The organism is Bacillus sp. FSL M8-0063 (genome assembly GCF_038005545.1).
Lineage (GTDB): Bacteria > Bacillota > Bacilli > Bacillales > Bacillaceae_G > Bacillus_A > Bacillus_A wiedmannii.
In genome coordinates this window covers 398,330-410,967 of record NZ_JBBOTJ010000002.1, presented here as the reverse complement: position 1 = coordinate 410,967, position 12,638 = coordinate 398,330, and the positions used below count along the sequence as shown (strand labels likewise).

At 37.9% G+C, this 12,638-nt stretch carries 19 protein-coding genes; 2 read left to right on the top strand and 17 right to left on the bottom strand.

Annotated elements, in window-relative coordinates:
- Nucleotides 1–37: 37 nt before the first annotated feature.
- From atpE to MKX31_RS24540, 11 genes are all read right to left on the bottom strand, one after another.
- Entirely contained in the window at nucleotides 38–256 is a 219-nt protein-coding gene (atpE, locus tag MKX31_RS24590; protein ID WP_000052064.1) for a F0F1 ATP synthase subunit C, read from the bottom strand.
- Nucleotides 257–312: 56 nt separating this feature from the next.
- Nucleotides 313–1,032 carry a F0F1 ATP synthase subunit A gene (gene atpB, locus MKX31_RS24585; RefSeq protein ID WP_000399874.1) on the bottom strand — a complete coding sequence of 240 codons (720 nt, stop codon included), beginning with the start codon at nucleotides 1,030–1,032 and terminating at the stop codon, nucleotides 313–315.
- 7 nt (nucleotides 1,033–1,039) lie between these two features.
- Nucleotides 1,040–1,432, bottom strand: coding sequence for an ATP synthase subunit I (locus tag MKX31_RS24580; RefSeq protein WP_000567600.1), 393 nt, complete (start codon nucleotides 1,430–1,432; stop codon nucleotides 1,040–1,042).
- On the bottom strand, nucleotides 1,432–1,656 hold the full coding sequence (locus MKX31_RS24575) for an AtpZ/AtpI family protein (RefSeq protein ID WP_001171220.1): 225 nt from the start codon (nucleotides 1,654–1,656) through the stop codon (nucleotides 1,432–1,434). Before MKX31_RS24575 ends, MKX31_RS24580 begins: the two co-directional genes overlap by 1 nt.
- A gap of 26 nt (nucleotides 1,657–1,682) precedes the next feature.
- Nucleotides 1,683–1,796: a DUF4024 domain-containing protein gene (locus tag MKX31_RS24570; RefSeq protein WP_075309829.1), complete on the bottom strand. Its 114-nt coding sequence runs from the start codon at nucleotides 1,794–1,796 to the stop codon at nucleotides 1,683–1,685.
- A 371-nt stretch (nucleotides 1,797–2,167) separates the two neighbouring features.
- Entirely contained in the window at nucleotides 2,168–2,797 is a 630-nt protein-coding gene (gene upp, locus MKX31_RS24565) for a uracil phosphoribosyltransferase (RefSeq protein WP_000517539.1), read from the bottom strand.
- A gap of 271 nt (nucleotides 2,798–3,068) precedes the next feature.
- Entirely contained in the window at nucleotides 3,069–4,310 is a 1,242-nt protein-coding gene (gene glyA / locus MKX31_RS24560) for a serine hydroxymethyltransferase (protein ID WP_064476109.1), read from the bottom strand.
- Between the two features lie 253 nt (nucleotides 4,311–4,563).
- Nucleotides 4,564–5,181 (bottom strand): TIGR01440 family protein, encoded by a 618-nt coding sequence (locus tag MKX31_RS24555; protein WP_098101704.1) that lies wholly within the window; start codon nucleotides 5,179–5,181, stop codon nucleotides 4,564–4,566.
- Between the two features lie 21 nt (nucleotides 5,182–5,202).
- Entirely contained in the window at nucleotides 5,203–5,646 is a 444-nt protein-coding gene (gene rpiB / locus MKX31_RS24550; RefSeq protein ID WP_000869917.1) for a ribose 5-phosphate isomerase B, read from the bottom strand.
- A gap of 96 nt (nucleotides 5,647–5,742) precedes the next feature.
- Entirely contained in the window at nucleotides 5,743–6,183 is a 441-nt protein-coding gene (locus tag MKX31_RS24545; protein WP_064476106.1) for a low molecular weight protein arginine phosphatase, read from the bottom strand.
- A gap of 247 nt (nucleotides 6,184–6,430) precedes the next feature.
- Nucleotides 6,431–6,928 (bottom strand): PTS sugar transporter subunit IIA, encoded by a 498-nt coding sequence (locus tag MKX31_RS24540; protein WP_000473649.1) that lies wholly within the window; start codon nucleotides 6,926–6,928, stop codon nucleotides 6,431–6,433.
- 387 nt (nucleotides 6,929–7,315) lie between these two features.
- On the opposite strand from MKX31_RS24540, the gene MKX31_RS24535 reads away from it, so the two are divergent.
- On the top strand, nucleotides 7,316–7,702 hold the full coding sequence (locus tag MKX31_RS24535) for a DoxX family protein (protein WP_064476105.1): 387 nt from the start codon (nucleotides 7,316–7,318) through the stop codon (nucleotides 7,700–7,702).
- A gap of 159 nt (nucleotides 7,703–7,861) precedes the next feature.
- On the top strand, nucleotides 7,862–8,473 hold the full coding sequence (locus MKX31_RS24530; RefSeq protein ID WP_064476104.1) for a flavin reductase family protein: 612 nt from the start codon (nucleotides 7,862–7,864) through the stop codon (nucleotides 8,471–8,473).
- Between the two features lie 439 nt (nucleotides 8,474–8,912).
- Here the strand turns inward: MKX31_RS24530 and MKX31_RS24525 are convergent, their stop codons facing one another.
- The 6 genes from MKX31_RS24525 to spoIIR form a co-directional block, all read right to left on the bottom strand.
- Entirely contained in the window at nucleotides 8,913–9,191 is a 279-nt protein-coding gene (locus tag MKX31_RS24525; protein ID WP_002034899.1) for a DUF3935 domain-containing protein, read from the bottom strand.
- 81 nt (nucleotides 9,192–9,272) lie between these two features.
- Nucleotides 9,273–9,404: a hypothetical protein gene (locus MKX31_RS24520; protein WP_002139014.1), complete on the bottom strand. Its 132-nt coding sequence runs from the start codon at nucleotides 9,402–9,404 to the stop codon at nucleotides 9,273–9,275.
- A gap of 19 nt (nucleotides 9,405–9,423) precedes the next feature.
- A complete protein-coding gene (locus MKX31_RS24515; RefSeq protein ID WP_098111044.1) occupies nucleotides 9,424–9,972 on the bottom strand; it encodes a manganese efflux pump MntP in 549 nt (182 codons plus the stop codon).
- A gap of 74 nt (nucleotides 9,973–10,046) precedes the next feature.
- Complete coding sequence (locus MKX31_RS24510) at nucleotides 10,047–11,090, bottom strand: L-threonylcarbamoyladenylate synthase (protein WP_064476101.1); 1,044 nt, start codon at nucleotides 11,088–11,090, stop codon at nucleotides 10,047–10,049.
- Between the two features lie 108 nt (nucleotides 11,091–11,198).
- Nucleotides 11,199–11,657: a hypothetical protein gene (locus MKX31_RS24505; protein ID WP_000758431.1), complete on the bottom strand. Its 459-nt coding sequence runs from the start codon at nucleotides 11,655–11,657 to the stop codon at nucleotides 11,199–11,201.
- Between the two features lie 49 nt (nucleotides 11,658–11,706).
- The gene (spoIIR, locus tag MKX31_RS24500; RefSeq protein ID WP_064476324.1) at nucleotides 11,707–12,570 is read right to left on the bottom strand and encodes a stage II sporulation protein R; all 864 of its coding nucleotides are present in this window, start codon (nucleotides 12,568–12,570) and stop codon (nucleotides 11,707–11,709) included.
- Between the last annotated feature and the right edge of the window lie 68 nt (nucleotides 12,571–12,638).

Here is a 12,638-nt window from a genome sequence, read left to right as displayed (position 1 = left end):
AAAACACTCTTCGCCATCTATGTAAGGGGAGTCTCCCTTATTTGTTCATTACGATGAATGCAATAACTACACCGATGATTGGAAGTGCCTCAACTAAAGCAACCCCGATGAACATAATTGTTTGAAGCGCGCCTTTTAATTCTGGTTGACGAGCAACACCTTCGATTGTACGTGATACGATAAGACCGTTACCAATACCTGCACCTAATGCTGATAAACCAATTGCAATTGCAGCTGCGATTACACCTAAACTCATTTAATTTGTCCTCCTTTGTATTATAAAAAAATAATTTTTTTCTTACTTAAATTATATTAATGGTCATGGCTTACTTTATGAGCCATATAAACCATCGTTAACATAACGAAAATAAATGACTGGATTGATCCAACGAATACACTGAATCCCATCCATGCTAACATTGGTACAAGCGCACCTAATGCTCCGAGGAACGATGCCCCGCCTAACTTAGCAAGTAATCCTAATAAGATCTCACCTGCATAAATGTTACCGAATAAACGAAGACCTAACGTTAATGTGTTAGCAAACTCCTCAATAACCTTTAATGGGAATAAGAATTTCATAGGTTGGAAATAACCTTTTACGTATTCTTTCGTACCCTTCATCTTAATTCCATAATAATGGGTGAGGGTAACTACCATCACGGCTAATGTTAATGCAACTGCTGGATCAGACGTTGGTGATCTCCACCATGCAATATGTTCGCCAGCCTCAACTGTTGAATACATGAATGGTAAACCAAGGAAGTTCGATACGATGATAAACATGATAAGCGTAACGCCAAGCGTTAAGAAACGTCCACCTGTTTTCCAGTCCATCGTACTATTGATAATCCCTTTCACGAAGTCAAACACCCATTCCATGAAGTTTTGCATCCCGGTTGGGCGAAGGGCTAAACTGCGAGTTCCAATAACAGCGATTAAGAAAACAATAACTGCTGCTACAGTAACCATCATAACTGATGACAAATCGAACGTTAAACCTAGAAATTCAACTAATTTACCGTGTTCCACTAGTAATTCACCTCTCTTCCCTGCTCTTATACTCTAAATAAAGAAAATCTATGATCATGACAAGGTATCCTGTCAGCAATCCTACACCTAGGCCCCACATCGCAATTAACTCTTGATATTTGGCTGCAAATAAAATTAATAATCCAATCGTGGCGAATCTCGAATATGTACTTACTGCTGTCGCCTTAAATTTTACGTTTTCTCCATTTGTTACGCGATCCAACAGCTTGTCTGTTCTACGTGCAATGATGCGCAAACTAAGAAAACTGAAAATCGTTCCGATAATCAGCCCAAGAAATACATCCTTGTAAGAGGTGAATCCCCATCCTAGCACTAGAAGCGCAAGCAAGTAGTACATATATTTCTTTTGTCTTTGGACAAGTCCATGTACGTCTATCATCATTGCTCTCCCGAATAGTAATGTCGAATGAGTCGAATCATTGCGTATATCCCTGTTCCTAATCCGAGTAATAACCCTATAATAAGAAACAATGGAAACGTTCCAACCTTACTATCAATCCACTGCCCACCAAAGATTCCAATAAGAATAGAACCGACTAACTGAGCAAGAATACCTGACATTAAAGCATAAGCTTTTATATGGCTGCGATCGTTTTTTTGCAAGGATTCATCCCTCCAATATGTAACCCTCATTCACGATGTATTAATAATAACTCATTTTTTTGCATAAATCCTATACAAAATAAAAAGTTTACATTTTCGTCACGGAATAGATGTATTTTTGTCACTGAAAGCCCTACCATCTATCCCCGTTGTTAGCATACAATAGGGTATTAACAGTGTCAACGAGAAATCGTAAAAAATCAAAAAATTTGAGTATTAGTCATTTCCTCCCAAAAATGAAAACGTTCCCCTTCTAAATACTGGTTAGAGATATGCAATTTCTAACAGTTTTCTCTTTATAATAGAAGGAAATGTTCACAAGTTTGTCACTATTATATTTTTAAGATATAACGCTTTCCTTCCATAATATAGTGCTCTTTAGACGTAAGACTTCTATATTATATGTGATGTGTATGCAACTTATGTTGTATATACTATGTATATTTATCCCCCCTCCCCTACCTCATCAAGGTACAAAAAAACGAGAGGGAACCCCCTCTCGTCAGTTTTCTTACTTCGTTCCGAATAAACGGTCACCAGCATCACCAAGACCTGGTACTACATATCCGTGGTCATTTAATTTCTCATCTAATGCTGCTACATAAATATCAACATCAGGATGTTCTTCTTGTACTACTTTTACTCCTTCTGGAGCTGCAACGATACACATTAATTTAATTTGTTTTGCACCGCGCTTTTTCAGAGAGTTAATTGCTTCAGCTGCAGAACCACCTGTTGCTAGCATCGGATCTAGTACGATGAAGTCACGCTCTTCTACATCCGTTGGAAGTTTCACATAGTATTCTACCGGTTGCAATGTTTTAGGGTCGCGGTATAAACCAACGTGCCCTACTTTTGCTGCTGGAATTAATTTCAGAATTCCATCAACCATTCCTAAACCTGCACGTAAAATCGGAATTAAACCAAGCTTTTTACCAGCGATCACTTTTGTTGTCGCTTTGCTTACAGGTGTTTCAATCTCAATGTCTTTAAGTGGAAGATCGCGAGTAATTTCGAAAGCCATTAAACTTGCTACTTCGTCCACTAATTCACGAAAATCTTTCGTGCCTGTATTCTTATCGCGAATATATGTAATCTTATGTTGAATTAACGGGTGATCAAATACATACAGTTTTCCCATGTGAATCTCTCCTTTAGATGATATTCATGCGTTTGCACGCTTTTTTACACTATTTACGATTGTAAAGAAAACGCTACTAATATTCAAGGGCAAATTTGGCAAAATCATGATTTTACGATGAATCTATCTAGTATCTTTACCAATTATGGGAGCTGTATCCTTCATTATATCGCCAAAATTTATTCATCATTTGTATACATACTTAAAGAACAATATATGTCCAAAAAAAAACTGCCAAAACAATTACGTCTCAGCAGCCTTCTTTCATCTATTATAGGTCTGTGTACATTGGGAATTTGCTCGTTAACGCTTCTACACGCTTACTTGCTTCTTCTAATGCAGCTTCATTTTCATGATTTTTTAATGTATAAGCAATAAGTGACGCAATTTCATCCATGTCTTCTAAACCGAAACCACGAGATGTTACAGCTGCCGTACCGATACGTACACCGCTTGTTACAAATGGGCTTGCTGTTTCAAATGGAATTGTATTTTTGTTCACTGTAATACCAACTTCATCTAATACGTGCTCTGCTACTTTACCTGTGATTTCTAAGTTACGAACATCGATCAGGATTAAATGATTGTCTGTTCCACCAGAAACAAGTGTAAGTCCTTCTTTTTGAAGACCTTCAGCTAAGCGGTTCGCATTATTAATGATATTTTGTGCATATGTTTTAAACTCATCTTGTAGTGTCTCACCAAATGCAACAGCTTTTGCAGCGATTACGTGCATAAGTGGACCACCTTGAATACCAGGGAAGATTGATTTATCAATTTGTTTTGCAAATTGCTCTTCACATAAAATCATACCACCACGTGGACCACGTAATGTTTTATGTGTTGTCGTTGTAACGAAATGTGCGTGTGGTACTGGGTTTGGATGTAAACCAGCAGCTACTAAACCAGCGATATGTGCCATATCAACCATAAAGTATGCACCCACTTCATCTGCAATCTCACGGAATCGTTTGAAATCGATAACACGAGGATATGCACTTGCACCTGCAACGATTAATTTTGGTTTATGTTCTTTCGCTTTTGCTAATACATCATCGTAATTAATACGGTGAGATTCAGCATCCACGCCATATTCTACGAAATTATATTGTACTCCACTGAAGTTAACAGGGCTTCCGTGTGTTAAGTGACCACCATGAGATAAATTCATACCAAGTACTGTATCGCCTTGCTCTAAAATCGTAAAGTATACTGCCATGTTCGCTTGTGCACCAGAATGTGGTTGAACATTTACATGCTCTGCACCAAAGATTTCTTTCGCGCGATCACGTGCGATATCTTCCACTACGTCTACGTGCTCACAGCCACCATAGTAACGTTTTCCAGGATATCCCTCAGCATACTTATTCGTTAAAACAGAACCTTGCGCCTCCATTACTGCTTCACTTACGAAGTTTTCCGAAGCAATTAACTCAATCTTTGAACGCTGTCTTCCTAGTTCTGCCTCAATTGCAGCAAATACCTTTTCATCTTGACGTTTTAAATGATTCACCAAAATCCCCCTTTTCTGAACGAATTACATCGATTCCCAATAGTTTTTTCTCATTTATTCAGAAAAAACGAAAATTCAGGTTGTAATTCTTTCGAACCTTCATGTTTTCAACTACATTCTAACATGACTTTCTATATCATAAAAGAAAAAAAAGACCGAAAATCGGTCTTTTCTTTCTTCTATTATAAAGTCAGACTACATACCTTTTATCTTTCGATATAAAGCCATTATGCGACTTTATAATTTTTTATGTCTAACGGCAAGTGATAGTCTCTTCCTTCGCCGCATAAACAGCACGTGCTCCACCAATTAGTTTTCCACGTGTTGTTGCCATCGTTACATGCGCACTTCCAATTTCCTTCACACCTGTACGAACCGGAACAGCTACATGCTTTAAATGCATACCGATAAATGTATCACCAATATCCATTCCTGCATCTGCTTTAATAAACTCAATTACTACCGGATCTTTCAAATTGTGATACGCATATGTTGCTAATGCACCACCTGCTGATCTAACAGGCGTAACTGTTACAATTTCAAATTGATATTTCATCGCTAACTCTCTCTCAACTACTAAAGCACGGTTTAAATGCTCACAACATTGAAACGCCAACTCAATACCTGTTTGCTCTTGAAATTGTTTTAACTCAGAAAAAATCGCCTCTGCTACTTCCATCGTTCCTGATGTCCCAATTCTTTCTCCTAGCACTTCGCTCGTGCTACATCCCACTACAAAAATTTGACCACTTTGTAATGAAGCTTGTTCTTGGAAATCAGAAAGCGAAATTTGTAACTGTTCTCTTACCTTTACGATTTCTGTCATTACGCCTCTTCCTTTCACAGGTTGGTTCACCAAATTATATTTCATACTACTTCTAGTTAGAATCTATTACTTTGTTTCGTATGTTTTAATTTTTCCTACGCGGTTTTCATGACGACCACCTTCATAGTCAGTTGTTAACCAAATTTTTGCGATGTCACGTGCTAGACCTGCACCAATTACACGCTCGCCCATTGCTAACATGTTCGTATCATTATGCTCTCTCGTTGCTTTCGCACTGAAAGTATCATGAACTAATGCACAACGAATACCATTTACTTTGTTTGCTGCAATTGACATACCGATGCCTGTCCCACAAACTAAAATACCACGATCTACTTCGCCATTCGCTACCATTTCCGCTGCTGGAAACGCAAAATCAGGGTAATCAACAGAACCAGCTTCACATTCACAACCTAAATCAATATATTCAATATTTAACTCTTCTAATAAACTTACAAGTTCTTTACGGATATTCATACCGCCGTGATCAGATGCTACTACTACTTTCATTTTTACCCCTCCAAAGTTTCAATCAATTATCTTCATTTCTCACTCGTTACCTTAACGGAACGAAGTGATCTCCAATATCGTATTATACACGAAACATCAACCTTCTGAATGTTTTTTCAGTAAAGTTTGTACAAGTTTTTCCATCTCTTCTAACGTTTCTTTATAAATAGAAAGTGACCCGCCAAATGGGTCTGAAATATCCTTACTTATCCCCTCAGTTACTCCATATAATGTATCCACTTTCTTTTCAACACTCGGATAATGCCCAAGTACAATTTGCTTATGGTTTTCCGTCATTGTTACTACAATATCTGCCCAATCAATCAAAGCTTCATTTATCTGCTGCGAAGCATGATCGATTGTAATTCCCTTTTCAGCTAAAGCTTCCTTTGCATATATCGACGCATCACTTCCAGGATAGGCGAAAACACCAGCAGATTGCACTTCAAAATTACCTTCTCCATGATGACGAAGTAACGCCTCAGCCATCGGGCTACGGCATGTATTTCCAGTGCAAATAAATAACACTCGTTTCATCCAAACCCACCCCTTTTCTTCTTTTTCCTATCTTTCATCATAACGTACATAAGAATAGAACAAAAGAAATGTGAATATACGAAAGGCGCATTTCTCTTATATTTTTTCTAAGAAAAATGCGCCTTATCCACATATATGTGAAACCCTATTTCCAAGTGCCTAGAGTATTTTAACATACATAGCAAGCGTACTACAAAACAAAATAAGGAATCCATTTCATATGAAACGGACTCCTCTTATACAATAATTATTTCATTGTAACTTTCATTACTTCTGTTGAACCTTTTGTAGCTGTTACGCCTACAGTTGTTTTAATAGACTCAGCTGCATCTGTGTTTGTAATAACGATTGGAGTAATTGTACTTTTCGCTTTTTCACGGATTAATTCTAAGTCGAATGAGATTAATTTATCTCCAGCTTTTACAGCTTGGCCTTCAGAAACGTGAGCTTCGAAACCTTCGCCTTCCATTTTTACAGTTTCTAATCCAACGTGGATTAAAATTTCTGTACCGTTTTTCGCTTTAATTCCTACAGCATGTTTTGTGTGGAATAACTGTACGATTTCACCATCAACTGGAGATACAACTACACCTTCAGTAGGATCGATTGCAACACCTTCACCCATCATACGACCAGCGAATACTGGATCTGGTACTTCTTCAATATTTTTCACTGCTCCAGTTAATGGAGCTACGATTGTTTCTTCATTTGTTTTTGAACCAAAACCGAATAATTTTTTAAACATAGGATAGTCCTCCTCATAATTTACCTAAAAGTTTATAGGGCAATCCCTAGTAAAACCCGGGATACATGTAAGACTTCATACTTCGAATATTATACTGTAAAAACGCTTTCGAAATAAATTACGTCATTACTAATAGACTCTTATTGTAGCTCTTTGCAAAATTCCAGTCAATTCTGATTGTCTGAATAACAATAAGAAGTTAACTTCTACTTATTATTTTCTCTTTTTTTACCCAACTTGTCTAGAGGTCTTTACTACATTTTTCTTTTTGTCGCTAATTTGTAAAATTATTTTCAAACTTTTTTCGAAATCCACTTGACTAAAGTAAGTAACTATTTTATTATTACTTACATAAGGTAAGTTAATAACTTTTAGGAGGTTTTTAAAATGATGGATATCGGTCTTCTTATTATTCGTCTTATTATAGGTATTACATTCATGGGTCATGGTGCTCAAAAACTATTTGGTTGGTTCGGCGGCTACGGTTTAAAGGGAACTGGCGGCTGGATGGAGTCAATTGGCTTACGCCCTGGTGTATTCATGGCATTTATGGCTGGCGCAACTGAATTATTAGGTGGTTTCTTATTCGCATCAGGTATATTCACTGCAATCGGTTCATTATTTATCGTTGGAACAATGTTAATGGCAATCTTCACTGTTCACGGAAAAAATGGTTACTGGATCACACAAAACGGATTTGAGTATAATTTAATGTTAATCGCTGTCGCTGTCGGAGTAGCTTTAATCGGACCTGGGGCATACGTTTTATTATAATTTTTACCTTGAATTCGAGATTATTTAGACGGAACTTACTTCAATCACAATGAAGTAAGTTCTTTTTATGTAATAAAAATATTATTTTCAGCAGGAGTTTTCCACTAACATCTTGTAAACAAACAATAAGTCGTCATATTTAGAAAGGGGATTTTACGCATGTTATCCATTAATCCAAATGAACAAACGGAAAAAGAGAATTACAAATTATTAACGGGAAGTATCATTCCACGCCCTGTCGCATTCGTTACTTCTGTAACAAAAGATGGCGTATTAAACGGAGCACCGTATAGCTATTTCAATATTGTCGCTGCTAATCCACCACTTATCTCAGTTTCTGTACAACGAAAAGCAGGAACACCGAAAGATACTTCTCGAAACGCAATCGAAAAGGGTGAGTTTGTCGTACATATTTCTGATGAATCTTACGTAGAAGCAATTAACGAAACAGCGGCTAACCTCCCGCCAAATGAGAGCGAAATTGAACTAGCAAAACTAACACCAATTGAAAGTGATGTTATCTCCGTTCCAGGTGTAAAAGAAGCCAATATTCGAATGGAGTGCATACTAGAACGCGCAATCCCTCTTGGCGGAACAGAAGAATCACCAGCTTGCGATCTACTAATCGGACGCGTCGTTCGTTTCCACGTCGCAGAACACCTATACGAAAACGGACGCATTCATGCAGAAGGACTAAAACCAGTAAGCCGCCTAGCAGGACACAACTACGCAAAACTAGGAGAACAATTTGAATTGGTGAGGCCAATTTAAAGGCAGAGGCGGCTCGTTCAGAATCGCAGGGCATTGGAGCTCTCGACCTTGAAGCGCTTTTTGCTTCGAACGAGAGAGCGAAATGACCGGAGATTCTAGCCGCTGGAGCTGGATATATCTAAAAGTGGAGGCGACTCGTTCAGCTCTGACCGGCTAAGGTTCTTTCGCCCTAAAGGCGCTTTTTGCCTTTCGGGCGGAAGGTTCTTAGATGCGAAGAGCTAGTCGCCGGAACTGGATATCACACCCTAAAGGCAGAGGCGGCTCGTTCAGAATGAGAAGGGGATGGAGCTCCTGACGTAGAGGCGCTTTTTGCCTCGCAGGAAGGCGCGAAGCCACCGACCATTCTAACCGCTGGAACTGGATATATCCCCTAAAAGCGCAAGAGGCCCGTTCACTTCCATCACCTAAACATAACCCCCCGCTGAAAGCGGGGGATTTTTTATCGTAATTCTTCGTTCTTCTCCTCTAATGCCGGGAATTTCTCTTTTTTAGATCTACCAAGCTTTATTACAAAGAAATATAAGGAAAGTAACGTAATAAGGAAAACAATTAAAAACGGATACGGAGAATAAAAAGTACGCGCCGCCTCTGATTTTCCTGCAACAAACTTCAATGACTCAATATCTAAAAACTCAGCAAACATTTGTACACCGAGCATACTGAACCAAAAAACAAAAAAACTAATAATAATACCAAAAACTTGCTTTAATCTCGTCATTCATCTCATCCTTTCTATATTTGTAATTTTTTAGTGTGATCAATATAGTACAAACGAAACTATGCACAGAAAGGAACTATCTCACCATTCACGAATTAACTTAATCCAACCTAACATCGAAATTTGCAAAATAACACCCAATATTATAAGTCTTCTTAGCCATCGAGGAAAGAAGGTTAAAAGCTTAACATACCATTCCAATAGCTTGTTCATAATTCCCTCCTACATAAAATTATATAGGAAAAAGGAGATACAATCCAAACCCAACAAGAATAATACCACCTACTATTTCACCGTATGTGCCAAGTATATTTTTGGCATGGCTACCAAGCAATAAACCCATCCAAGCCAGTAACATACTTATTAGTCCGAACAATAATATCGTAATAATTGTCTCTGCTCCGTAAATTCCAAGACTAAGACCTACTGAAAAACTATCTATACTAACGCCAAATGCAAATACGAATAAACTAATTCCGATAGGGGCCGTTCTAGTCTCTTCATTCTCCAAAACAGATGAATATACAATATAGAATCCTAGTCCAATTAATAAAATAGCACCTGCAAAATGTGCAATGTCTCCATACTGCTCTGATAAAAAGCGACCTAATACCATCCCTATAAATGGCATGATAATATGAAATATCCCTATCGTCATACCGATATACAGGATCTGTCTTCCCTTTAAGGTCATCATTCCCATACCAAGGCTCACCGAGAACGCATCCATCCCTAGGGCGAATGCCATAATTATTAAAGGTATTAGCTGTTCAAACGTCATTCATGTCCCTCCTCGGACGTGCTACTTCAAAATATGCTTATCCGAGGAGAAATATTCGGTTTGCTAATCGTACCTTATGATTCCGTAATAACCTGATGTCCTGCCGCTTTCGTTAAGCGATTCATAATGGCATTCCCTATTCCTTCATTCGGGAATGATTCACTAAAAATAACATCCACTTCACTTGCATCAAACGTTCTAAGTACATCATATAATTTAGTCGCAACGCTAGCTAAATCACTTCGAACACCACAAGACAATACAACATCCGCGCTATATACATGCTGATACTCTTCTGTCGTTAATACACCTACTTTGAACCCTTCTTCTTTCTTCTCATCCACAAGGCGTTGAATAAATTCACGTGAACCTTCTACAATACTCAGTGGCGCTTTCGGTGCATAATGTGTATATTTCATTCCAGGTGATTTCGGTTTTTCTTTCTCGTCCTTTAAAGCCGGATCTAAAGAAACAGTACCAATCACCTCTTCTAATTGTTCTTTCGTAATCCCACCTGGGCGTAATATCGTTGGAACAGCGCTCGTACAATCAATTACAGTCGATTCAACACCTACTCCCGTCGCACCACCATCTACAATACCTGCGATTTTCTCATTTAAATCTTCATATACGTGAGACGCTAACGTCGGACTTGGACGACCAGAACGATTCGCACTCGGTGCTGCAACAGGTACATTCGCCTCTTCAATAAGAGCAAGCGCTACTGGATGATCAGGCATTCTTACTCCAACCGTATTAAGTCCTGCCGTCACCTTCTCTGAAATTCCTTCTTTTCTAGGTAAAATAATTGTTAACGGACCTGGCCAAAAGTGCTCCATTAACTTCTCTGCAACTGGCGGGATTTCTTTCACAATCCCGTCCAACTGTGATTTTGTACCGATGTGGACAATCAGTGGATTATCACTCGGTCTTCCTTTCGCTTCAAAAATTTTCGCGATTGCTTCATCATTCATCGCGTTGGCGCCTAGTCCATATACCGTTTCTGTAGGGAAGGCAATCGCCTCGTTTTCCCTTAATAATTTTGCTGCTTCTTCTAACTGTGGATAATATTTTTTTCTTTCCACAACATTATCCACAACCCACATATTTGTATGCATTTTTTCCCACGTCCTTTTCTACCCTGAAATACTTGTCTATTTTTAGTTTACTATGAGATTTATCCAAAAGACAAACAAGGTTTATCCACAAAATGTGGATAAACCTAATTAATCCGTGGATAACTTTGTGAATAGCTGACAATTTAGTATTATTGCATTTGGCTCTTTTATATTTTTACAAAAGTGTTCTAACTGTCGAATTCCCTCTGGTACGTTTTCTTTCTCTATAGTAACAAAGTCAAAAAACTGAAAGATTGTTATAGATTGTGGATGATTTGTTAGTAAGTACAATTGTCGAATATTTTTTTCTTTCATATACTGCAAAAACATTTCAAAAAAATATAAGAAAGTCTGTTTATCCACATTAGGTGTGAATAAACAAGAACGAATCAGTGCATGTTCTTCACTTTGTTCATATCCGATAACAGCCCGTATCTCTTCCGCCTCTTCCAAAATCATAAATTGCGCGTACAACTCATTTATTTTATCATCTTTTTTATTAGCTTGTCCGAAAAAAGAATGCAATCTTTCCACATCTGCTTTCGTCGCAAAATATACTTTCTTCATAGTAAATCCCTCCTCTTTTATATATATGAGAAGGGATTTACTAATAGTACTATTTAGAGAATAAAGATGTAAAAGCCTCTACAATAAATAACTTAACTTCTGGCTTTTCTTCTTCCTCCTCTACTTTTACATACTCATTTTGTTTTTCTTGCTTTTGTTCCACAGGTTTCTCCACTTTGTCCACAGTTTTTGTTTCCTCTTTACTTACAGGTTGTTCTTCTACTTTTGTTTCATTTTTTACTACTTTCTTTTCAGAAGCTGTTACTTTTTTTACAGCTTCCTGCTTTACAACTTTCGTTTCTTTCACTTTACCCTCTTTCTTCTCTGGTACATCCACCACTTCCTCATCTTGCTCCTTAACTTCCCCCTCTTCAGGAGATTCAGCCTTCACAACATGTTCTTCCTTCCTTACAGCTGTACCACTTGAAAAATCTAAGAAACACATCGGTGGAAATAATACACACCACCAGTTTGCCCCTTCCCCTTCCCCAATTGTAATCAATACCGCCTCATATTCCCCTGCTGGATAAATAAAATTCCCATATACCTTTGTAGGAAACTTTACATTCTTACTAAATTTCACTTGAAATGAATCTTTACTTCCTTCTTTTTTCAACGTATTTGCCACTGTTTTTTCGATTTCTGGAATATGACTTTGAATGACTTTACGCGCCTCTTCAAATGAAGTTAAATCCGCTACCCATCCATCAATTTGTGCTTTTACTTCATCACGCACTTTGCGCTTTAACACCTGATCTTTATCTGAATCACTATTTGCTAAAATTCGTAATCGAACGGCCTCTTTCGGAATAACTGAAGGCCCTTTTGCATCAGCTTTCATATATCCAAACTGCACAAGTAACTGTGCACCAATTAATAATAGAAGAAGATAAGCAATAACTTGTTTTTTCATTTCCTCCACCGTCCCTTCTACAAACAGTGTGGACAGACTTTCATCTTTCTAAACTATTAAATTCAAAA

What these genes read in the sequence shown, in the direction of transcription:
- MKX31_RS24545 (WP_064476106.1), bottom strand. Translation starts at nt 6,183, where the DNA reads ATGAAACGAGTGTTATTTATTTGCACTGGAAATACATGCCGTAGCCCG.
- spoIIR (WP_064476324.1), bottom strand. Translation starts at nt 12,570, where the DNA reads ATGAAAAAACAAGTTATTGCTTATCTTCTTCTATTATTAATTGGTGCA.
- MKX31_RS24515 (WP_098111044.1), bottom strand. Translation starts at nt 9,972, where the DNA reads ATGACGTTTGAACAGCTAATACCTTTAATAATTATGGCATTCGCCCTA.
- MKX31_RS24540 (WP_000473649.1), bottom strand. Translation starts at nt 6,928, where the DNA reads ATGTTTAAAAAATTATTCGGTTTTGGTTCAAAAACAAATGAAGAAACA.
- MKX31_RS24525 (WP_002034899.1), bottom strand. Translation starts at nt 9,191, where the DNA reads ATGACGAGATTAAAGCAAGTTTTTGGTATTATTATTAGTTTTTTTGTT.
- upp (WP_000517539.1), bottom strand. Translation starts at nt 2,797, where the DNA reads ATGGGAAAACTGTATGTATTTGATCACCCGTTAATTCAACATAAGATT.
- MKX31_RS24535 (WP_064476105.1), top strand. Translation starts at nt 7,316, where the DNA reads ATGATGGATATCGGTCTTCTTATTATTCGTCTTATTATAGGTATTACA.
- MKX31_RS24510 (WP_064476101.1), bottom strand. Translation starts at nt 11,090, where the DNA reads ATGCATACAAATATGTGGGTTGTGGATAATGTTGTGGAAAGAAAAAAA.
- MKX31_RS24530 (WP_064476104.1), top strand. Translation starts at nt 7,862, where the DNA reads ATGTTATCCATTAATCCAAATGAACAAACGGAAAAAGAGAATTACAAA.
- MKX31_RS24555 (WP_098101704.1), bottom strand. Translation starts at nt 5,181, where the DNA reads ATGAAATATAATTTGGTGAACCAACCTGTGAAAGGAAGAGGCGTAATG.
- MKX31_RS24520 (WP_002139014.1), bottom strand. Translation starts at nt 9,404, where the DNA reads ATGAACAAGCTATTGGAATGGTATGTTAAGCTTTTAACCTTCTTTCCT.
- MKX31_RS24580 (WP_000567600.1), bottom strand. Translation starts at nt 1,432, where the DNA reads ATGATAGACGTACATGGACTTGTCCAAAGACAAAAGAAATATATGTAC.
- atpE (WP_000052064.1), bottom strand. Translation starts at nt 256, where the DNA reads ATGAGTTTAGGTGTAATCGCAGCTGCAATTGCAATTGGTTTATCAGCA.
- rpiB (WP_000869917.1), bottom strand. Translation starts at nt 5,646, where the DNA reads ATGAAAGTAGTAGTAGCATCTGATCACGGCGGTATGAATATCCGTAAA.
- MKX31_RS24505 (WP_000758431.1), bottom strand. Translation starts at nt 11,657, where the DNA reads ATGAAGAAAGTATATTTTGCGACGAAAGCAGATGTGGAAAGATTGCAT.
- MKX31_RS24570 (WP_075309829.1), bottom strand. Translation starts at nt 1,796, where the DNA reads ATGGTAGGGCTTTCAGTGACAAAAATACATCTATTCCGTGACGAAAAT.